Source organism: Acinetobacter sp. BD54 (genome assembly GCF_044778325.1).
Lineage (GTDB): Bacteria > Pseudomonadota > Gammaproteobacteria > Pseudomonadales > Moraxellaceae > Acinetobacter > Acinetobacter baumannii.
In genome coordinates this window covers 1-21,087 of the sequence record NZ_JANJEP010000009.1, presented here as the reverse complement: position 1 = coordinate 21,087, position 21,087 = coordinate 1, and the positions used below count along the sequence as shown (strand labels likewise).

At 40.0% G+C, this 21,087-nt stretch carries 22 protein-coding genes and 1 pseudogene; 15 read left to right on the top strand and 8 right to left on the bottom strand.

Annotation, left to right across the window (positions count from 1 at the left end; genetic code table 11):
• Nucleotides 1–69 precede the first annotated feature (69 nt).
• The 8 genes from atpB (at nt 70) to NQ782_RS14535 (ending at nt 6,733) form a co-directional block, all read left to right on the top strand.
• Complete coding sequence (gene atpB, locus NQ782_RS14570; protein ID WP_000718586.1) at nt 70–945, top strand: F0F1 ATP synthase subunit A; 876 nt, start codon at nt 70–72, stop codon at nt 943–945.
• Nucleotides 946–1,029: 84 nt separating this feature from the next.
• Nucleotides 1,030–1,275, top strand: a complete 246-nt coding sequence (gene atpE / locus NQ782_RS14565) for a F0F1 ATP synthase subunit C (protein WP_000424060.1) — start codon at nt 1,030–1,032, stop codon at nt 1,273–1,275.
• 38 nt (nt 1,276–1,313) lie between these two features.
• Nucleotides 1,314–1,784, top strand: coding sequence for a F0F1 ATP synthase subunit B (locus NQ782_RS14560; protein ID WP_001024691.1), 471 nt, complete (start codon nt 1,314–1,316; stop codon nt 1,782–1,784).
• Between the two features lie 12 nt (nt 1,785–1,796).
• The gene (locus NQ782_RS14555) at nt 1,797–2,333 is read left to right on the top strand and encodes a F0F1 ATP synthase subunit delta (protein WP_000818995.1); all 537 of its coding nucleotides are present in this window, start codon (nt 1,797–1,799) and stop codon (nt 2,331–2,333) included.
• Between the two features lie 46 nt (nt 2,334–2,379).
• Nucleotides 2,380–3,924: a F0F1 ATP synthase subunit alpha gene (gene atpA / locus NQ782_RS14550; protein WP_001186635.1), complete on the top strand. Its 1,545-nt coding sequence runs from the start codon at nt 2,380–2,382 to the stop codon at nt 3,922–3,924.
• 77 nt (nt 3,925–4,001) lie between these two features.
• The gene (atpG, locus tag NQ782_RS14545) at nt 4,002–4,871 is read left to right on the top strand and encodes a F0F1 ATP synthase subunit gamma (RefSeq protein WP_001284971.1); all 870 of its coding nucleotides are present in this window, start codon (nt 4,002–4,004) and stop codon (nt 4,869–4,871) included.
• A gap of 30 nt (nt 4,872–4,901) precedes the next feature.
• On the top strand, nt 4,902–6,296 hold the full coding sequence (gene atpD / locus NQ782_RS14540) for a F0F1 ATP synthase subunit beta (RefSeq protein WP_000094481.1): 1,395 nt from the start codon (nt 4,902–4,904) through the stop codon (nt 6,294–6,296).
• A gap of 17 nt (nt 6,297–6,313) precedes the next feature.
• The gene (locus NQ782_RS14535) at nt 6,314–6,733 is read left to right on the top strand and encodes a F0F1 ATP synthase subunit epsilon (RefSeq protein ID WP_000224542.1); all 420 of its coding nucleotides are present in this window, start codon (nt 6,314–6,316) and stop codon (nt 6,731–6,733) included.
• 61 nt (nt 6,734–6,794) lie between these two features.
• On the opposite strand, the gene NQ782_RS14530 is transcribed toward NQ782_RS14535, so the two are convergent.
• The 4 genes from NQ782_RS14530 to NQ782_RS14515 form a co-directional block, all read right to left on the bottom strand.
• Nucleotides 6,795–7,394: a hypothetical protein gene (locus tag NQ782_RS14530; RefSeq protein WP_057093505.1), complete on the bottom strand. Its 600-nt coding sequence runs from the start codon at nt 7,392–7,394 to the stop codon at nt 6,795–6,797.
• 144 nt (nt 7,395–7,538) lie between these two features.
• The gene (locus tag NQ782_RS14525) at nt 7,539–8,084 is read right to left on the bottom strand and encodes a glutathione peroxidase (RefSeq protein ID WP_000194676.1); all 546 of its coding nucleotides are present in this window, start codon (nt 8,082–8,084) and stop codon (nt 7,539–7,541) included.
• 122 nt (nt 8,085–8,206) lie between these two features.
• The gene (locus NQ782_RS14520; protein WP_057093507.1) at nt 8,207–8,971 is read right to left on the bottom strand and encodes an AraC family transcriptional regulator; all 765 of its coding nucleotides are present in this window, start codon (nt 8,969–8,971) and stop codon (nt 8,207–8,209) included.
• 21 nt (nt 8,972–8,992) lie between these two features.
• A complete protein-coding gene (locus NQ782_RS14515; RefSeq protein WP_000372838.1) occupies nt 8,993–10,207 on the bottom strand; it encodes an MFS transporter in 1,215 nt (404 codons plus the stop codon).
• A gap of 136 nt (nt 10,208–10,343) precedes the next feature.
• Between NQ782_RS14515 and NQ782_RS14510 the strand changes: the two genes are divergently transcribed.
• Nucleotides 10,344–10,994 carry a TetR/AcrR family transcriptional regulator gene (locus tag NQ782_RS14510; RefSeq protein ID WP_086222322.1) on the top strand — a complete coding sequence of 217 codons (651 nt, stop codon included), beginning with the start codon at nt 10,344–10,346 and terminating at the stop codon, nt 10,992–10,994.
• Between the two features lie 105 nt (nt 10,995–11,099).
• On the top strand, nt 11,100–12,020 hold the full coding sequence (locus tag NQ782_RS14505) for a DMT family transporter (RefSeq protein ID WP_000084546.1): 921 nt from the start codon (nt 11,100–11,102) through the stop codon (nt 12,018–12,020).
• 391 nt (nt 12,021–12,411) lie between these two features.
• Here NQ782_RS14505 and NQ782_RS14500 read toward each other — a convergent pair whose 3' ends face one another.
• Genes NQ782_RS14500 through NQ782_RS14490 form a run of 3 tightly spaced genes read right to left on the bottom strand, consistent with a single transcriptional unit; the run spans nt 12,412 to nt 15,337 of the window.
• Complete coding sequence (locus NQ782_RS14500; protein WP_000633612.1) at nt 12,412–12,981, bottom strand: L-threonylcarbamoyladenylate synthase; 570 nt, start codon at nt 12,979–12,981, stop codon at nt 12,412–12,414.
• A gap of 50 nt (nt 12,982–13,031) precedes the next feature.
• Entirely contained in the window at nt 13,032–14,162 is a 1,131-nt protein-coding gene (gene dprA / locus NQ782_RS14495) for a DNA-processing protein DprA (RefSeq protein WP_057093622.1), read from the bottom strand.
• Between the two features lie 20 nt (nt 14,163–14,182).
• Complete coding sequence (locus tag NQ782_RS14490; RefSeq protein WP_000755282.1) at nt 14,183–15,337, bottom strand: LysM peptidoglycan-binding domain-containing protein; 1,155 nt, start codon at nt 15,335–15,337, stop codon at nt 14,183–14,185.
• A gap of 122 nt (nt 15,338–15,459) precedes the next feature.
• Here NQ782_RS14490 and def point away from each other — a divergent pair, with 122 nt between their 5' ends.
• From def to NQ782_RS14470, 4 genes are all read left to right on the top strand, one after another.
• Complete coding sequence (def, locus tag NQ782_RS14485) at nt 15,460–15,990, top strand: peptide deformylase (protein ID WP_001196539.1); 531 nt, start codon at nt 15,460–15,462, stop codon at nt 15,988–15,990.
• Between the two features lie 36 nt (nt 15,991–16,026).
• Nucleotides 16,027–16,455, top strand: coding sequence for a DUF2946 family protein (locus NQ782_RS14480; protein ID WP_000231981.1), 429 nt, complete (start codon nt 16,027–16,029; stop codon nt 16,453–16,455).
• A gap of 72 nt (nt 16,456–16,527) precedes the next feature.
• A complete protein-coding gene (locus NQ782_RS14475; protein ID WP_057093616.1) occupies nt 16,528–18,642 on the top strand; it encodes a TonB-dependent copper receptor in 2,115 nt (704 codons plus the stop codon).
• A 53-nt stretch (nt 18,643–18,695) separates the two neighbouring features.
• On the top strand, nt 18,696–18,902 hold the full coding sequence (locus NQ782_RS14470) for a hypothetical protein (RefSeq protein ID WP_000182542.1): 207 nt from the start codon (nt 18,696–18,698) through the stop codon (nt 18,900–18,902).
• A 68-nt stretch (nt 18,903–18,970) separates the two neighbouring features.
• Here NQ782_RS14470 and NQ782_RS14465 read toward each other — a convergent pair whose 3' ends face one another.
• Nucleotides 18,971–20,185 carry an oxygenase MpaB family protein gene (locus NQ782_RS14465; protein WP_057093618.1) on the bottom strand — a complete coding sequence of 405 codons (1,215 nt, stop codon included), beginning with the start codon at nt 20,183–20,185 and terminating at the stop codon, nt 18,971–18,973.
• 88 nt (nt 20,186–20,273) lie between these two features.
• On the opposite strand from NQ782_RS14465, the pseudogene NQ782_RS14460 reads away from it, so the two are divergent.
• A pseudogene (locus tag NQ782_RS14460) lies at nt 20,274–20,844 on the top strand (TetR/AcrR family transcriptional regulator).
• The last annotated feature ends 243 nt before the right edge of the window (nt 20,845–21,087 follow it).

Sequence of the window (21,087 nt, the reverse complement as noted above, 5' to 3'; positions counted from 1 at the left end):
GAGATATCGACAGTACGCCGATGTTCGTTTCCCTTCTTTTTAGTAATTGACATTGACCAGGTGTGATTTATGGCTGCTGAAGAACATGCCCTCACTTCGACAGAGTATATCAAGCATCACTTGACCAATATGACCTATGGCAAAATGCCAGATGGTACATGGAAATTGGCTGAGACTGCTGAAGAAGCTCATTCGATGGGGTTCACTGCAATTCACTTGGATTCAATGGGTTGGTCAATTGGCCTTGGTGTGATTTTCTGTTTGTTATTTTGGATAGTTGCGAGAGCTGCAAATGCTGGCGTTCCAACAAAGTTCCAATCTGCAATTGAAATGATCATTGAGTTTGTTGACTCAAGTGTCCGTGATACTTTTCATGGCAAATCACGTTTAATCGCTCCACTTGCACTCACTATTTTCGTGTGGATTTTCCTCATGAACTTAATGGACTTGATCCCAGTTGACTGGATTCCTCAAGTTGCTGCATTTGTGGGTGCTAACGTATTTGGTATGGACCCTCACCACGTTTACTTCAAGATCGTTCCATCTACAGATCCAAACATTACCCTTGGTATGTCTTTATCTGTGTTTGTACTTATCTTGTTCTACAGCATCCGCGAAAAGGGTGTTGGCGGTTTCGTAGGCGAGTTGGCACTTAACCCATTTAACCCAAGTAATCCAGTTGCAAAAGCGTTGCTTATTCCAGTGAACTTGATTTTGGAATTGGTAACATTCCTTGCTCGTCCTATTTCATTGGCTCTCCGACTATTCGGTAACATGTATGCCGGTGAGTTGATCTTTATCCTAATCGCATTATTGCCGTTCTGGATTCAATGGGCGTTATCTGTGCCTTGGGCGATCTTCCACATTCTTGTAATCACGTTGCAGGCATTCATCTTTATGATGCTTACCATCGTTTACTTGAGCATGGCAAGCGAAAAACATTAATGGTATTGCCTAACTGTCAAACGATGGTTGGGCTGAATTTTTTTAATTTAATTTGGTAATAACCTAACCTCTGAGGAATTTTTCATGGAACTCACTTTAGGTCTAGTTGCAATTGCATCTGCTATCTTGATCGCTTTCGGTGCTTTGGGTACTGCGATTGGTTTTGGTCTTTTGGGTGGTCGCTTTTTAGAAGCTGTTGCTCGTCAACCAGAATTAGCTCCACAACTTCAAACTCGTATGTTCTTAATCGCGGGTCTTCTTGATGCTGTGCCTATGATCGGTGTTGGTATTGGCTTGTTCTTCATCTTCGCTAATCCATTTGTAGGTTAATCAGCTTAATTCCTAAATCCACTATTTGAGGAATTGCAATGAATATCAACCTCACATTGATTGGTCAAGCGATTGCGTTTGCGTTTTTTGTCGCATTCTGCATGAAGTTTGTTTGGCCACCACTAATCAATGCGATTAGTGAGCGTCAGCGCAAAATCGCTGATGGCTTAAATGCAGCAGAAAAAGCGAAAGCTGACCTTGCCGATGCACAAGCGCAAGTAAAGCAAGAGCTTGATGCGGCTAAAGCACAAGCGGCTCAATTGATCGAACAAGCGAACCGTCGTGCAGCGCAATTGATCGAAGAAGCTCGTACTCAAGCTGCGGCTGAAGGTGAGCGTATTCGTCAACAGGCTAAAGAAGCTGTTGATCAAGAAATCAATTCTGCTCGCGAAGAATTACGTCAACAAGTAGCTGCCTTGGCAGTAACTGGTGCAGAAAAGATCCTGAACCAACAAGTTGATGCAGAAGCTCATAACGCCATGCTGTCTCAGCTGGCTGCTAAACTTTAAGCGAGGCGAATTATGGCTGAACTCTTGACGTTGGCACGTCCGTATGCCAAAGCAGCATTTGCTTATGCTTCTGAGCAAGGTGCAACAGACAATTGGTCGAATGCGTTACAAGTGCTCAGTGCTGCGGTGCAAGACGAAGCATTTTCCGCTTATTTAAATCGCCCTGAACTTACTCCTGCGGAGCAAGTGAAGCTTTTTGCTAAAGTTTTAGGTGAAGATCAGTCTCAAGCAGTGTCTAACTTTTTGACACTTCTTGCAGATAACGATCGATTAGTGTTGTTACCTGAAATTGCAGCAGAATATGAACAGCTTAAATCACAGAATAACAACAATGTGGATGTCGTGATTGAATCGGCTTTCCCGTTAACTGCTGAACAAGAGCAACTGTTGAAATCTGCTTTAGAAAAGCGTTTTAACAGCACAGTAACTGTTTCAGTTGAAGTTAAACCTGAGCTTATTGCAGGTGTTGTAATTCGTGCAGGCGATCAAGTGATAGATGATTCTGCGCTTAACAAGCTTGAAAAAATGCGTACTCGTCTTCTTGCATAATGCAAATGATGAAGACTGAACTAATAAAAGATTGAGGAATAGCGCAATGCAACAACTGAATCCATCCGAGATCAGTGCGCTCATTAAACAGCGTATCGGAGATCTGGACACCAGCGCGACCGCTAAAAACGAAGGTACCATTGTTATGGTATCTGACGGTATCGTGCGTATTCACGGTCTTGCTGATGCAATGTACGGTGAAATGATCGAATTCGACGGCGGCTTATTTGGTATGGCACTGAACCTAGAACAGGATTCAGTGGGTGCCGTTGTTTTAGGTAACTACCTAAGCCTTCAAGAAGGTCAAAAAGCTCGTTGTACAGGTCGTGTTTTAGAAGTTCCAGTTGGTCCTGAACTTCTTGGCCGTGTCGTAGATGCTTTGGGTAACCCAATTGATGGTAAAGGCCCAATTGATGCAAAATTAACTGATGCTGTTGAAAAAGTAGCACCAGGTGTAATTTGGCGTCAATCTGTAGACCAACCTGTTCAAACTGGTTATAAATCAGTTGATACCATGATTCCTGTGGGTCGTGGTCAGCGTGAGTTGATTATTGGTGACCGTCAAACTGGTAAAACAGCAATGGCGATCGATGCGATTATCGCTCAGAAAAACTCTGGCATTAAATGTGTATACGTTGCGATTGGTCAAAAACAATCAACAATTGCAAACGTTGTACGTAAGCTAGAAGAAACTGGCGCTATGGCGTATACAACTGTTGTCGCTGCTGCGGCTGCTGATCCTGCTGCAATGCAGTATTTAGCTCCGTACTCTGGCTGTACAATGGGTGAATACTTCCGTGACCGCGGTGAAGACGCTCTTATCATTTATGATGATTTGTCTAAGCAAGCTGTTGCTTACCGTCAAATTTCATTGCTTTTACGTCGTCCACCAGGTCGTGAAGCGTATCCAGGTGACGTATTCTATCTTCACTCACGTCTTCTTGAACGTGCTTCACGTGTATCTGCTGAATACGTTGAGAAATTCACTAATGGCGCAGTAACTGGTAAAACTGGTTCTTTAACTGCATTGCCAATTATTGAAACTCAAGCAGGTGACGTATCTGCATTCGTACCAACAAACGTAATTTCGATTACTGACGGTCAGATCTTCTTAGAAACATCATTATTCAACGCAGGTATCCGTCCTGCTGTGAACGCGGGTATCTCTGTATCTCGTGTTGGTGGTTCTGCTCAAACTAAGATCATCAAAAAATTGTCTGGTGGTATTCGTACCGCTTTAGCGCAATACCGTGAATTGGCTGCGTTTGCTCAGTTTGCTTCTGACCTTGATGAAGCAACTCGTAAACAACTTGAACATGGTCAACGTGTAACTGAGTTAATGAAGCAAAAACAATATGCTCCTTACTCAATTGCTGACCAAGCTGTTTCTGTTTATGCATCTAACGAAGGCTATATGGCTGACGTAGAAGTTAAGAAAATCGTAGACTTTGATGCTGCGTTAATTGCTTACTTCCGTTCAGAATATGCTCCGTTGATGAAACAAATCGATGAAACTGGTGACTACAACAAAGACATCGAAGCAGCAATCAAAGCTGGTATTGAAAGCTTTAAAGCGACTCAAACTTACTAAGTTCAGTTTTAGTTAAGTTTGGTTCACGGATCAACCTTCGGAAGCTCGAAAGGGCTTTCGAATACTAGGTTAAGCGTATGGCAAATTTAAAAGAAATTCGCGCCAAAGTAGCTAGTATCAAGAGCACGCAAAAGATTACTCGCGCGATGCAAATGGTAGCTGCTTCAAAAATGCGTCGTGCGCAAGAGCGCATGGCTCAGGGCCGTCCGTATGCCGATAATATGCGCCGTGTAATTGCTCACTTGGTACAAGCAAACCCTGAATACAAACACCGTTATATGGTGGACCGCCCAGTTAAGCGTGTTGGTTACATCATTGTATCTTCAGATCGCGGTTTGGCAGGTGGTTTGAACATTAACTTGTTCAAGAAAGTTGTGCAGCATGTCAAAGCACAACAAGAGCAGTCAATTGAAGTTCAATTTGCTTTGATTGGTCAAAAAGCGGTTTCGTTTTTTAAGAATTACGGCGGTAAAGTGCTGGGTGCAACCACTCAAATTGGTGATGCCCCTAGTTTGGAACAGTTAACTGGCTCAGTGCAAGTTATGCTTGATGCATTTGATAAAGGCGAATTAGATCGTATCTATCTCGTATCAAATGGTTTCGTCAATGCAATGACACAAAAGCCTAAAGTTGAGCAACTTGTTCCTTTAGCACCAGCAGAAGAAGGCGATGACCTCAACCGTACTTATGGTTGGGATTACATCTATGAACCAGAAGCAGAAGAATTGCTAAATGGTTTATTAGTTCGCTATATCGAGTCTATGGTTTATCAAGGTGTGATTGAAAACGTCGCATGTGAGCAATCTGCACGTATGGTCGCAATGAAAGCAGCGACAGATAACGCAGGTCAGCTTATCAAAGACTTACAACTCATCTATAACAAGCTGCGTCAAGCCGCGATTACTCAGGAAATCTCTGAGATCGTTGGTGGTGCCGCTGCCGTTTAACATTATTAAGTTTGAATTGAGGAGACAGCAATGAGTAGCGGTCGTATCATTCAGATCATCGGCGCGGTTATCGACGTCGAGTTTGAGCGCACAAGCGTTCCAAAGATCTATGACGCTCTCCAAGTTGACGGTACTGAAACTACTTTAGAAGTTCAGCAACAACTTGGTGATGGTGTTGTTCGTACCATCGCAATGGGTTCTACAGAAGGTCTTAAACGTGGTCTTACTGTAACTAGCACAAACGCACCGATCTCTGTTCCAGTTGGTACAGCCACTCTTGGCCGTATCATGGACGTTTTAGGTCGTCCTATCGATGAAGCAGGTCCTGTTGCGACTGAAGAACGTTTGCCGATTCACCGTCAAGCGCCTTCTTATGCTGAACAAGCAGCTTCTACTGACCTTTTAGAAACTGGTATTAAAGTAATTGACTTACTTTGCCCGTTTGCGAAAGGTGGTAAAGTTGGTTTATTCGGTGGTGCTGGTGTTGGTAAAACCGTTAACATGATGGAATTGATCAACAACATCGCGAAAGCACACTCAGGTTTATCTGTGTTTGCTGGTGTTGGTGAGCGTACTCGTGAAGGTAACGACTTCTATCACGAAATGAAAGATTCTAACGTTCTTGACAAAGTAGCAATGGTCTACGGTCAGATGAACGAGCCACCAGGTAACCGTTTACGCGTAGCGTTAACTGGTTTGACTATGGCTGAATACTTCCGTGATGAAAAAGACGAAAACGGTAAAGGTCGTGACGTATTATTATTCGTCGACAACATCTACCGTTATACACTTGCAGGTACTGAAGTATCAGCATTGTTAGGTCGTATGCCATCTGCGGTAGGTTACCAACCTACACTTGCAGAAGAAATGGGTGTTCTTCAAGAGCGTATTACATCTACTAAATCTGGTTCGATCACTTCGATCCAAGCAGTATATGTACCTGCCGATGACTTAACAGACCCATCGCCTGCAACTACATTTGCTCACTTAGACGCAACAGTAGTATTGAGCCGTGACATCGCATCTTCTGGTATCTATCCAGCGATCGATCCACTTGACTCAACTTCACGTCAGTTAGACCCATTAGTTGTTGGTCAAGAGCACTATGAAATTGCGCGCGCAGTACAAAACGTATTGCAACGCTATAAAGAGCTTAAAGACATCATCGCAATCTTGGGTATGGATGAATTGGCAGAAGAAGATAAATTGGTTGTTTACCGTGCGCGTAAAATCCAACGTTTCTTCTCTCAACCATTCCACGTAGCTGAAGTATTTACTGGTGCTCCTGGTAAATTAGTACCACTTAAAGAAACGATTCGTGGCTTTAAAGGTCTATTAGCTGGTGAATACGATCACATCCCAGAACAAGCGTTCTATATGGTTGGTGGTATTGACGAAGTGATTGCTAAAGCTGAGAAACTCTAATTTAAGGAGATCATCTCATGGCGACTATGCAATGTGATGTCGTAAGTGTTAAAGAGTCAATTTACTCTGGCGCAGTGACGATGTTAATCGCGAAAGGTGCAGGTGGTGAACTTGGTATTTTGCCTGGTCACGCTCCACTTGTAACCTTGCTTCAACCGGGCCCGATTCGTGTTCTGTTGGAAAATGGTACAGAAGAAATCGTCTATGTATCTGGCGGTGTTTTAGAAGTTCAACCTCATGTTGTGACGGTTCTTGCAGATACTGCAATCCGTGCTGACAATTTGGATGAAGCTGCAATTTTAGAAGCACGTAAAAATGCTGAACAATTGCTTGCAAACCAAAAGAGTGATTTGGACTCAGCTGCTGCGTTGGCTGCCTTGGCAGAAACCGCTGCACAGCTTGAAACTATCCGTAAAATCAAAAACCGCGCTCAATAAGACGCGGTTCGAGATTGAAAAAGCCACCTTTCGGTGGCTTTTTTTATTGCTAAAAAGAAAATTAAGAATCAGTTTTTGAATCTGATTTTTCATCTCCTGCCATAATCATAGCAGCGAGCTTGACCATATCCATTTGGATGGTATTAAGTTGCTTTTCAATTTGGTCGAAATTAATTTGCTCTAATTTCCCATTTAATAAAGGCATACTTAAAGCTTGCTGGTTTGCCTGTAATAGGCTTTGACGAATATTTTCAACTTCCTGACTTCTGATATCTAAACCAAGCAAAGCTTGGTTTAAACCTTCTAACTGTGCTTTCAAAGTCGTCACAGTTGTTTTTAGCTCATGCTGATCTTTATCTTGAATAGCTTGTTCAACGTCAAGTTGAGTGTCCTTGAGCTTTTCGATATAGTTGCCAGCCTTTAACTGTAAGTTAGCGGCATCACGAACGATATAAAAAACATTACCATTTTTTAATTCAGTTTTATTTTGTGTAGCTGTGATTTCTTGTTGAGAGTCATCAGCTTGTTCTGATATTTGATCGTTAGTCTGAACGGATTCTTGTTCCTTTGCGTGGTCTTGTGCCTGATCACATCCAAGTAACAACATACCTGAAGCAAAAATCACAAATGGGAAAAATGCACCTTGTAAAACTTTTTTCATAACTACAAACAATACCAACTGAAGCAAGTAGGTACTATATGCATAAAATATGTAGAAATAAGGTATTGTTGCAAATGAACAACATTTTGAGTAGACAATAAAAAAGGAGTGCTATAGCACTCCTTTATTAGTTTGATGCAAAAATTATTTAGCTAATTCTGCTTCAACTGCCTTTACAATTTGTTCATCGTCTGCTGTTAAGTTAGGTGCAAAACGCGCAACAACTTCACCGTTTTTATTTACTAGGAATTTCTCGAAGTTCCATAACACTTCAGGGGCAGGGTTAGTAGGAATACCTAAACCTTCTAAGCGCTCACGGAAAGGACCTTCTCCAATGCGTTCTGGTTGAGCTGTTGTTAGCGCTTGATAAAGTGGATGTTTATCTTCGCCAGCTACAGAGATTTTAGAGAAAAGTGGGAAATGAACATCGTAGTTTAATGAGCAGAACTGTTGAATTTCTTCATCCGAACCAGGTTCTTGTTCTTTAAAGTTGTTTGCAGGGAAGCCTAAGATTTCAAGACCTTGATCTTTCTTTGCTTGATACAGCTTTTCTAAACCTTCGTATTGTGGAGTTAAACCACATTTAGACGCTGTGTTTACGATTAATAAAACTTTCCCTTTATATTGGTCAAGGTCAACCGTTTCGCCTGAAATAGCTTTTACTGGAATATGATATACAGATTGAGTCATGAGTCTTTCCTGAAGATTGTAATTGATATCAAGTAGCGCATTTGTTTTAACTGCTATTCTTGAGTAGTGCAATAATATTCGTGTTCAAAAAATAAAAAGATATACAAAAGCAGTTTTACTATCTAATTATTTCTGATTTGAACAGGTGTTTGGCCTGTATATCTTTTAAAAAATTCGATAAAACTTGAGCTGTGTTGATATCCTAAATCGTATGCTAGGCGTTTAATCGGTGTTCCTTGACGGATCTGATGAATGGCGTAAACAATTTTGGCTCGATTACGCCATTCGGATAGTGAAAGTTGTAGTTCTTGTTGGCTTAAGCGTAATAAATGACGATCACTGACAGAAAAGTTCTGAAGTAGCTGCTGTAAAGAGAGATTAAAAAGTAATGGGTCTGAAAGCTTTTCTAAAATTGGCAGTAAAACAGGATGCCTTGTTTGTGGTAAATAATGAGAATAGGCGGGTGCTTGTTGTAATTGATCGAATAAAACCTGTAAAAGATGTTCTAAATATTCAGGCTTTTCCGTTTGTTTTTGCTGTTCCAATATTTGTAAAACTAAGGTTCGAAAGAAGGGCTGAATACTAAAGCATCGGCAGATATCTCCTAAAATAGAGCAAAGCCGAGGGTGTAAACGAATGCAGATATAATGAATTTTATGATCGATATGGGTAGATTGATGAACCGTTTGAGGGGGAATCCAAAGCCCATAGCTTGGAGGAGACAAGTATATTTGCTCTTCTACCTGTATTTCTAAAATACCATTTAAACTAAAATTAAAATCTCCCCATAGTGAAGCATGAGGACGAACAATATCTTTTTTCTCGTATAGAAATTCATGAACTTCTATACTCTCTAATAAAGAAAATTGTTGGTCCTCATTTTTCATGGGTCTACTCTAAGTAATATTCTAATTTTCACATGTTGCTTTGGGATTGTTTAAACCTTTGGCTAAGGTAAATGTACTAATTAAAGCTAAGGCAACGAAGCTTAATACCCCATAAATTAAAGTATTTTCATTGAAATGATCAACTACATAACCACCTAATAATGACCCTGTAGCAATCATGACTTGGAACATACCAACAAAAAGCGGCATACCTTTTTCTACAGCATGAGGTGCGTGTACAAACATCCAAATATTGGCAGAGGTAGGGAAGGCACCAAATGCGAAGCCCCATAATGCGGTAAGGACAATGGCACCAAACTCATGGATAGCAAAGATTGGGAAGCCAAAGAATACGATGGCAAAACATGTTCCAACGAAAGCTAAGGTATATCGAACATTTAAATTACCACTGTACCCTGCAAATGCATTTCCAAAAATACCGGCTATTCCGTAAAGCAATAATAATGAGCTAATAGTTGTGCCATTAAACCCGGCTACATTTTTAAAGAAAGGGGCTAAATAACTGTATGCACAGAAGTGAGCAAGCCCAATTAATAAAACAATAAGCATGCCGCTACGTGCTTTAGGTGTGCGTAATAATGCAGGTAAATCACGAATATGTATTGCTGACTCTGGTAAAAGTTTTGGTAAGAAAATAAGCTGAAGCACTAATACAACAAGACCGATAGCAGCTGTAATTCCAAAGGCACTGCGCCACCCATAAAACTCACTTAACCATGTTCCAATCGGTACACCTAGTACAGTGGCGAAAGTTACACCAGCCATTACTACAGCAGTTGCTTTGGCAATAGGTAAATTTGCAGGTGCTAGCTTACCGCTTAAGGCAATTGCTGTTGCCCAGAAGCCACCAATTGAAATCCCTAAAATCAAACGGCTCAACAATAGAACATGAAAGTTTTCTGCAAAAGCCGTAATGGTATTGGCAATCACCATAATAGCAGTCAGTAAAATAAGCACATAACGGCGGTCGAGTTGCTTTACTGAAACGGGTAATAGTGGGGCTGCAATCGCTGCCATAATGCCGGGTACTGTAATAATAAGACCTGCTGTACCTACAGAAATGTGTAAATCGGCTGCAACGCTATTTAAGACACCAACAGGTAAAAATTCACTCGTTACCAAGGCAAAGGCTGCGATGGCAACAGCCAAAATAGCAAACCAGCTCCCTTGTGTGGAAGTCATGGGTCGTGCTTTAGAGGTAGTAGATTGGTCCATAAAGAAATCCTTACTTTGCTAAATTCGAAGTGAAGAAAGGCAAATTTATAATTAACTAACGATCATTATGAAAATAAAATAGTTGATAAAAAATTGAACGTCAATTAATTTAATAACGATTGTTATAAAAATAGATGTGATCTTTATGACAAATAGGCATGAAACAGATCTTGTTAATGAGGACACGTTAAAAAAGAAGCGTGGACGCCCTAAATGCTTTGATGAGCAGCAAGTGTTAGAGAAAGCTATGTTACTTTTTTGGGAACATGGCTATGAAGCAACCTCTATTAGTGACTTAACACATGCTTTAGAAATTACAGCGCCTAGCCTATATAGTGCTTTTGGCGATAAGGCAGGTTTGTTTTACAAAAGTATTGACTATTATCTCGCTCATGAAGCATGTCCTATTGAAACAATATTTTTAGAGGCAAAAACTGCAAAAATCGCTTTTGAGTTATATCTTTATGACAATGTAAAACGATTGGTTCAACCCAATAAGCCAGCTGGCTGTATGTTGGTAGTCGCTGCTATGAACTGTTCTGATGCCACACAAGAGGTACAGCAAAATCTTTTAGATAAGCGAATAAAGACTAAAGAAAAGTTATTAAAACGTCTTGAACAAGGTGTAGAGCAGGGCGATTTGCCTATTAGTGCCCCTCTACAAGAAATGACAGATTTTTATGCGACTGTTATTCAGGGGCTTACCATTCAGGCTAGAGATGGTGCAAGTACCGAACAATTACATAAAGTGGTAGAACACGCCATGAAAGCTTGGACATTATTTTAAAAAATAAATGATGTCTTAAGTTCAATATCAATGTCGGAAATGCGATATTTCAATTTATTAAGACATTCTTCAAAATAAAGTCTCTTTTGTAGTTGGTGTATTACTATGAGTCAGGTCATGAAATATCACAAATGGGCATTTATTTTTCCCATTCTGGCAGTACTGATTTGGTCTTTAAATATTGTAGTCACCCGCTATGTCTCGGACTATATTTCTCCGGTAAGCATTAGCTTTTATCGGTGGTTAATTGCTTTTATTATTTTGACTCCATTTATGTTTTTGTCTGTTTGGAGACAAAGACGACTAGTAATACCCTATTTACCTAAGCTTGCTGTGTTAAGTGCATTTGGGATGGTGCTTTATCAAGGCTTGGCTTATACGGCTGCCCATTATACTAGTGCAACCAATATGGGGATTGTGAATGCATTTATTCCCATCTTTACGATCTTTGTTTCGCTTGCCATTTTAAAAGATGTGCCTAATCGCTTTGCAGTTTTTGGCAGTATTTTGTCTTTTGCTGGTCTGCTATACGTTATGTCCCAAGGAAATATTAATAAGCTTTTAAGTGGTGGCGGGCACCTTGGCGATGCATTGATGATTATTGCCGTATTCTTCTATGCATTTTATGGAGTTTTCTTAAAGAAATGGCAGCTCCCACTTCCAATTATGACAAGCTTATACGTTCAGATTGGGTTTTCCGTGCTGTTCCATCTTCCTTTAATTTTCTGGTTTGGTCTGGATGCCTTAAATGCACAAAATGCGCCAAGTGCAATTTATGCCGGTGTATTTGCTTCACTCATTGCGCCGTTAGTTTGGATGTTAGCCGTACAACAACTTGGGCCAAATAGAACCAGTATCTTTATGAATCTTGTGCCAGTGTTCACAGCCATTATTGCAAGTATCTGGTTATCTGAACAATGGACCATATATCACACCTTCGGCGGAATTATGATTCTTGTGGGCATTATCATGGCACAAAAGAAGGTTAATTCTAAAAAATCAGATCTTTTGCCAGAGCAAAATTAAGAATCATAAAAAAACTATGGCATATTTTTAAAAAAAGTAATGAAAATATGCCAGTTTTTTATCAATCTAAGCTTTTCTATATGATTTATAAATATATTTATAAAAAGATTGTGTAACATAAATATTAAAAAAGGCCAATAAAAATATTAATATAATTTTAATTCAACTGCTAAAAACGCCAAATTCCCTACACTTTTCATGCTTTTTTTAGAGAAATAATATATTTCTCACATTAAGCCTCTTGCCACATAATAGCGACCACTACGAAAGATGCTCTTTTAAGCAATTTTTCTTTCGTTCCAGAGATATCCAAACCCTCTGGATGTGGTATATACCCATCCTTTTTTATGCTCAGTTATCCCTATATAACTGAGCTTTTTTTTGTCTGGAATTAAGGGCGTATCACTTCACCAGTTAAGGCGTTAATGATGCGGCTTGGCTGTTGGCTTTGGCCTAAATCACCATTGAGATAATTTAATTGTGAACCAAAGTATTGGCAGGCATCTTGTAAAGAATGTGCAGGTTCTTGTCCACTAGGGTTGGCACTCGTCGATACAATAAAACCATGAAAAGCATTGCATAAAGCGACACATAAAGGATGTGTCGTTACACGTACTGCAACAAGAGGATGCTCGCCTTTAATCCATGAAGGAATGTGTTGATCAGCAGGTAATAGCCAAGTTGTGGCTCTTTCTGAGGGTTGATGGTTTGTCCAGCAATCAATAATTTCTTGCTGAGTAGTTTGCGGTAAGGAAGTTAGTAGATGTTCTACTTGACTAATATGGCCAGCCAATAAAATGACGCCCTTTTCAATAGGGCGCTGTTTCAATTCAAGAATTTTTTGAAAAGCTTGTTCATTAAATGGATCACAGCCTAGTCCCCAGACTGCCTCAGTTGGATATGCCAAAACTTGACCTTGTTGTAAACATTCGGCTGCTTCGGTCACTGAGGTCGTAATCATGGTAATACTTTCCTTTCAATCAAACAGAATTGCTATTGTGCGCTCTAATACTAAGAACGACAACGTAAATACAGCCCTGATTGTTGCATACATAAACCGAGTAGTTCTAGTTCCATTAGTGAAGAGGTCAGTTCAGAAACTGGAATATTATGGTGAACTACAAGTTGGTCAATATTTTGTCCCACCCAGTCTAAAGACTGATAAAGGTCAATCAAATGCTCAGGAATTTCTGGAGTATTCGTATTAGCTTCTTCAGTTTGATTTTGTTGCTGACTTTGCCATTGGGTTGGTAAAGCAAGATCCTCAATAATCTGTTCAGGATGGTCGATTAAAATTGCACCTTCACGGATAAGTTGATGGCATCCTTGATGAAACTCGCTATAAATATGGCCCGGAATCGCGAATACGGTTTTACCTTGTTCAGCAGCTTTATTGGCCGTGATGAGTGAGCCACTTTTTAATGTCGCTTCTACCACCAAAACGCCTAAACTCAAACCGCTGACAATTCGGTTTCTACGTGGAAAATGCTGTTGTAATGGCGGTGTACCCGGTAAAAACTCAGTAATAATGGCGCCGTTTTGAGCCAAAATATGTTCTGCAAGTTTTTTATTTTGAGCTGGATAAGTAGTGTCTAAGCCCGTACCCGTCACTGCAATGGTACGTTGATGAGTAGATGCACCTTGATGTGCGGCTTCATCAATGCCATAAGCCAGACCACTACTAATGAAAAAGCCCTTTTCACTTAAGTAGTAAGCAAAATCATAAGCGACCTGTCGTCCATGTGGGCTTGGTTTTCGGCTACCGACAATCGCAATCTGAGGTTGCAATAAAGCTTGCGCTTGACCTTTCCCAAAAATAATAGGTGGATAATCTGTATAAGGAAGTAATTGAGAGGGGTAGCCTGAGTCACCTGCCGTTAAAATAAAATCCGTATGTTGAACAACTTGTTGTACAAGTTGTTCAAACTGCGTCTGACCTTGGGGTGTTTGAAACTCGCTTACACGTTTTAAGTGATTAGCATGTAGCCCTAGAGAGGACCACTTTGCTAAACCATCAGGTTGAGTGGCTTTTTCACAATTTCCAAAATAATCAATAATTTTTTTAAAGCTGACTAAAGAGTGCTGCGCCAAATACCACACTTTAAGTGTGTGGTAGTGGTGTGAAGAAAGTTGAGTGAGCATTGTAAAAGGTACATCCAGCATTAATCATTAAATTGAGGTGGCTGAATGCTTGAACCAACCTTAATTGGTAAATCGCTCTCTAAAACATAAGCATAACTTAGCTGATCAAAAGTTCTAAAAACCATTAGACTGCCAATTTGTTGGCCAGGAAGTTGAATTACTTCTTTGGTTTTAGGGTCGCGAATTGATTCACCTTGTTGAGTAATATCAAAAACTTGGCCTACTTGAACGCCCTGGGTTGTACCGCGGTCCAAAGTCACTACACTATTTTTTGCAGCTCTACCAATTGAACCCATGACACGAATAATCTTGCCACCATCCGTCACTTGCTTCGCATCTACTGGGTAAAATAATGTTGGCAAAGTAGCTTGCTCTTCAGGCATAACACGATCGCCACGACGTACTTCAGCGTTATAACTATCTGTTAGTTCTAATGTAGTAATATCTTTTTCAGAAGATACCGCAACACCTGAAGCAACCTGTAGTAACTCAATCCCTAAACTATGCTTTTTACCTTTATTGTCTGTGAAATAGTAAGGTTCACCTTCTCGGTAGACTGCATAACGTTGCCCATTAATTAAGCCTTGTCCTCGTGCATAAATAGTCTGGCCTTTTCCTGCAAGTACACGTTGATCGGCTGTACCAACAATATAAGGTGTGTTGGTAATTGAGTCGGCTGGTAAAATAGTACTGTTCTCTAACCACTGTTTAATATGTTCAAGTGGAATAACCGGAACGCTATTATTTAATGCTTCGACGCGAACTTGTGGTTGCAGGTTTGTGGTTTGACCTGTATAGCGGCGAATAATACCGACACAGCCGTCACCCTCATCTTTACCGACTAAAGGACGCCCATCTAGGCTACATAATAGTAATCGGTCACCCGGATAGATCCAGTGTGGATTTTTAACATGTTGGTTGCTCGCCCAGATTTCAGGCCAACGCCATGGTTTATTTAGAAAATGTCCTGAAATATCCCATAAAGTATCCCCACGCTTTACAACATATACATTGGGTGCATTACTTTTAAGGGAGGGTGGATTATGGTTCGGACTGGTTGCATGAACCTCTGCTATCGTACCGATTGCGACACCTGTACAGAGCGCCAAAGCAAGTAAATGCTTCTTTATCCCCAAGGCATGAAAATTAACCATGCCGTTAAAAACCTTTTTCATTATGATAATTCCTAAAAATTATGTGTGCAGTTGCGTTATAATGGGCGGCTTACACACAATTTTTCGATGAAGTATTTCCTTCATTTGGTTTTTCAATCAATGGCATAAGTGAGGACGACAGTATGGCCTTATTACCTATTTTAAGTTTTCCTGATCCCCGTCTTCGTACCATTGCTAAGCCCGTTGAAGAAGTTACTGATGAAATTCGTCAACTTGCAGCAGATATGTTTGAAACCATGTATGCGGCACCAGGTATCGGTTTAGCAGCTTCTCAGGTCGATCGTCATATTCAGCTTATCGTCATGGATTTGTCTGAATCTAAAGATGAACCTATGGTTTTCATTAACCCCAAAGTAACTCCGCTGACTGAAGAGACGCAGCCGTACGAAGAAGGCTGTCTATCAGTGCCACAAATATACGACAAAGTTGATCGCCCGTCACGCGTGAAAATTGAGGCAATTAACCTTGAAGGTCAAGCATTTGAGATAGAAGCTGACGGACTTCTCGCTGTTTGTATCCAACATGAAATGGATCACTTAAATGGCAAATTGTTTGTGGATTATTTGTCGCCACTTAAGCGTCAGCGTGCGCGTGAAAAAGTCGAAAAAATTGTTCGCCAACGCGAACGTGAAAAAGTTGCGGTAAAACGTTAATATTTTTCAAACACCAATATAGTGTGGATGTGATTTTTGGTTTTTCGTAGTGGTTTGCTGCTTGCCTGTGCAGCAGTATTTTTACAGATTGCGGTATTTCTACAGCCGCTATTACCGAAGCAATATCAAATTGCTCCGGTCTGTGAAACTATTACCCGTGCTTTGCTTAAACCAAAAGCACAGACGGAAGCCATGTCACATGCCATGCACCATTCACATCACCAGCATCATATCGAACAGGCGCAAGTACCTGACCATCATGATCACCATGATGCAAACCATCAGTGTCAATATTGTACCGTTTATGCCAATTTGGTTTTACCACCTGAATTTGGCGTAAAAGAGGTGCTTGTTCGTATACAAGTTCGCTTAGTCGCGTATCAACAAGCTTTCCGGCATGTTTACTTTGCGCTACAGCGACTTTTCCTACTCCCGCAAGGACGTGCGCCGCCTCTATTTGCATAAATAAAAGCAATTTTTGTTGGGGTCTTAACTGACTTCGATATCACTTTATTTATGTTTTAGAGCGTATAAAAAATGCCACATTCTAAATTTTTACTACAACCTTTATGGGTTGCGATGCTTGCTGTCTCTCATTCGGGTCTAGTGTTTGCCGAATCAGAAATAAATGATGCCGATACCAAAGCGCTTCACTCATTAGCACCTATTGTTGTTACAGCACAGCAAGGCAACGATGCAAATGGTCTGATCGTACATGCAGACCCAAAGCAACCGATTCAGCCAGTACCTGCTACAGATGGCGCAGACTATCTGCAAAGTATTATGGGTTTTAATTCAATTCAAAGCGGTGGAACAAATGGTGATGTGACATTCCGGGGTATGTTTGGTTCACGTATTAAAATTCTAACGGATGGCACAGAGAACTTGGGTGCCTGCCCAAACCGAATGGATGCTCCAACTTCTTATATTTCACCAGAAAGTTATGACCGGATTTCTGTGATTAAGGGACCACAAACGGTTCAATATGCCAATACTGGTTCAGCTGCAACAGTTCTATTTGAACGTCAGCCTGAAAAGCTTATCTCTGAAAAACCCTATCGCGGTCAAGCGAGTGTCTTGCTAGGTTCATATGGGCGTATTGACCATAATATTGAAGCGGCTGTTGGCGATGAGAAAAAATATATCCGTTTAAATGCCAACCGTTCAGAATCGAATAGTTATCAAGATGGTGATGGCAATACCGTGCCATCAGCATGGAAAAAGTGGAATGCTGATGTAGCGCTTGGCTTTACTCCAGATGAAAACACGTGGGTCGAAATCACGGGTGGAAAATCTGATGGTGAATCGCTTTATGCTGGACGTTCAATGGACGGATCTCAATTTGCGCGTGAAAGTTTAGGGCTTCGTTTTGAAAAGAAAAATATCACTGATGTGATCAAGAAAATTGAAGGGCAGGTGAACTATAGCTATAACGACCATATTATGGATAACTTTAGCTTGCGTACACCACCATTAGTTGAAATGAATCATGGTGGTATGACCATGCTGATGCCAAATGCAATGGCCATGCAAGTGACACGCCGTACATTAAACTCACGTTTGGCAATGACTTCTGAATGGAACAAATGGAGTTTGATCACAGGCGTTGACTCTCAATTTAATAAACATGGCGGCAGTATGTCATCGCCAACAATGCCTTCTATGAATGTTCCATATCGTCAAGATATGCGTTTTCAATCATACGGTGCTTTTGGCGAACTCGGCTATCAATGGAACGATCAAAATAAGCTGGTTACAGGTGCACGTTTAGATCGAGTCACAGTTGAAGATGAACGTACCGATTCTCAAGCAAAAGGCTTTAACACGAAGCTTGAAAAGACTTTGCCAAGCGCATTTGTTCGCTGGGAAAATCAACATCCTGAGCATGACCTAAAAAGTTATATTGGTTTAGGTTATGTAGAGCGTATGCCTGATTATTGGGAACTTTTCTCGCCTAAACATGGTAATGCGGGTTCAACCAATACTTTTAACGGTGTGAATCCTGAGAAAACACTACAGTTGGACCTGGGTTTTCAGCAACAACATGGTGCTTTAAACACATGGGCTTCTGCCTATGCAGGTTTAGTAGATGACTACATATTAATGAGTTACCACCATCACCCAAGTATGGGAATGGATGGACATGATATGAGCCATGATATTACTGCGGGAGCCAAAAATGTCGATGCAACCATCGCTGGTGCAGAAGCGGGTATTGGGTACCAATTCACTGACCGTATTCAGGCAGATTTGAGTGCGATGTATGCGTGGGGCAAAAACACCACAGATGACAAACCTCTACCTCAAATTTCACCTTTAGAAGGTCGTTTAAATATTCGCTATGTGGCTGATAAATATAATTTAGGTCTGTTATGGCGAGCTGTGGCTGAGCAAAACCGTGTGAGTCTACATCAAGGAAATATCGTGGGATATGACCTAAAACCAAGTAAAGGTTTTTCAACACTTTCTTTAAATGGAAGTTATAACCTTCGTAAAGATATTGATGTCTCTGTTGGCATTGATAACGTATTAGATAAGACCTATACCGAACACTTAAATAAAGCGGGTAGTGCAGGCTTTGGATTTGCGAGCGAAGAGCAGTTTAACAATATCGGAAGAAATTACTGGGTTCGTATGAGTATGAAGTTTTAATAAGCTTTAGCGAATTAAAGAACTGAAATTATTAATTTAATGAGAGAAATGAAATGACTAATAAATTATCGCCTGAACAGTCTTGGTGGGGATGGAAGTTACTTATTGTGGCTTCTATCTTGAGCGTATTGTTTATGATTATTTTTTACTTGGCCATCAACAATGAGCCTGACTACATGCCAAGTCAAAAAAAGAAGCAGATGATGGAGTCACATGAGCAAATGAATCACGCTGAAATGCATAGTTCATCAGCTCAATAAGGTTCTTAATAGTTGAAAATGGAAGTCTGGATAACGGGCTTCCATTTTTTGCTTTTTAGATTCCAGAATTATTGATGCATACTTGCTAAGGTTTTTGCCTTACCTTGATTCTGATAAAGTGTTAAGCCAAGTTTTTGTATATTACGGCCTGATTTAGATAAAAACTTTTCAACTTTTGGTGAAAGCTTTGCGCCATTATAAAGTAGTAAATTACGCACAATTAAATAATAAGCAAACCATGAGGCAGATTGCTGAGGCAATCCGAGTAGTTTCATTCTTTTCTTACCAATAAAAAATTGGGTAAGTTCTAAATGTTGTCGATAAGCAAGTTTCTGCTGTAAAGAGCGTAAATGCAGATATTTTCTCTCAAAAGGTTCTTTCGACAAGCTCAATCCTAATTCAATACTGCTGTGATCGGAGCGAGGATGAGCAAACTGCATCCAGTAAAGTAACCTCCAACCCTCAGGTTCAGACTGAATAAGCCATTTTTCATCAATACCCATTAACCAACCAACATAACGCCAGAAATGTAAAAAACTCTTTGCCTCTTGTTTTGTTGGCCATATACCTAAAGCTCTAATACCGAGTAAAACGACACTGCTAAAAGCCAAATTAGTCATTGCTAAATCAAATTGATTAAGCGGAATTCCCCAAATCTCACTATCCCAACGGTCAGACTTTTTTAATTGCCGTCGAACGAGTGCATGAATAAAGCGAACATAAATCGTTGACGTAAAACCTGCACTCAAACGAGAAAGCCCTTGAGGTTCAGTAATATCCACCCACCATTTTGTGGTTTCTGCTAAACGTGTTCCCGCTTCTTTCTTTAATGCACCCGTTAAAATTAGCGGTTGATTAAATCCCGGATATAAATATCCCGCCATTAAGGATAAGTCTCTAAGAATAAAACCATTATTTATTCCTAAACGATGGGTAAATTTAACAGCCTCATCAATTTGTTGTTGGTCTAACCAATCAGGTTTTTGTTCAATGTAATTAAAGAAATTTTCTAACTCAGTAGGTATAAGCTCAGAGAGTTCATCACGGCCTTGAAATAATATCTTCTCAAAAATTATTCGGTGATCTTTGGGACTTTGCATAACCCAATCAATCACCTTATCCATTTCAATATCCCCTTCATAAAGAGCATGTTGTAAAGACACATATTCTTTATAGTTTGGTTGTACAGGTTTTCCACAACAGATATTTAAAAACTGAGTAAAGAAATTACTGTCTTGCATATCATTAAAAGAAGCAAGTCGAGTCGGGCTAATCATTTGCATATCGTTACTTACTTATTGAACTGAATAATAAATAGGCTAATATGAATAATTATTCGCATTCAATTCGCATTTAACGAATAAAAAAACGATGAGAAAATCCCCACAGCAACAGCGTTCAAAAATTATTGTTGACCATATTTTAGAGGCGACACAGCAGTGTATCGCCCAGTATGGATTACTACATACGACGACGCCTAAAATTGCAGAGAAATCTGGAGTAAGTGTTGGGTCGATTTACCAATACTTTGAGAATAAAGATCAAATCATAGAAGAACTATTGCGCCGTAAAAGCGAATTGCTGGGGCAACAACTTAAAGAATTAGTTGTGCGACAAGGAAATATTCCTTTAGAGCTGCTCATTCCCTTAGCAATAGAGTTGGGATTTAATGCATTAAAAGCCGATCATGGATTTTTTATAGAAGTGCTGAAACACTGGCATGACTATAGTCATTCGCAAGCTGCTCAGATTTTAGAAAAGCATTTTTTTGAAGTAGGGCTATATACATTCAGTAGAAATCCTCATCAATGGGACTTCGAACAGGTGAAGCATAAGTCCTTTGTAATTATTAATAGTACGCTTTTTACGATGATGCGTTATGTAAGCCAAAACAATTTTCTTGTCTCAGAACAACAACTTAAGCGAGAATTATCGAGCATGATACTGGCTTATTTAAGTCAAAAATAAAAAATTAAAATAATTATCAATATAAAACAAAGGCTTAATATTGGTATTGATTTAAAAATAAACGCTCGAGTCATTAAATTTTAATTTTCGCTTGCAAAGGGTTATTAATGGTCTATAATGCACATCCATCGGCGGTGATGCAGATATAAACTTGTTGAAAAACAGTTACTTGTGATTAGGTTGATTGCTTTAAGTGATGAATTTGATGATGAGATGG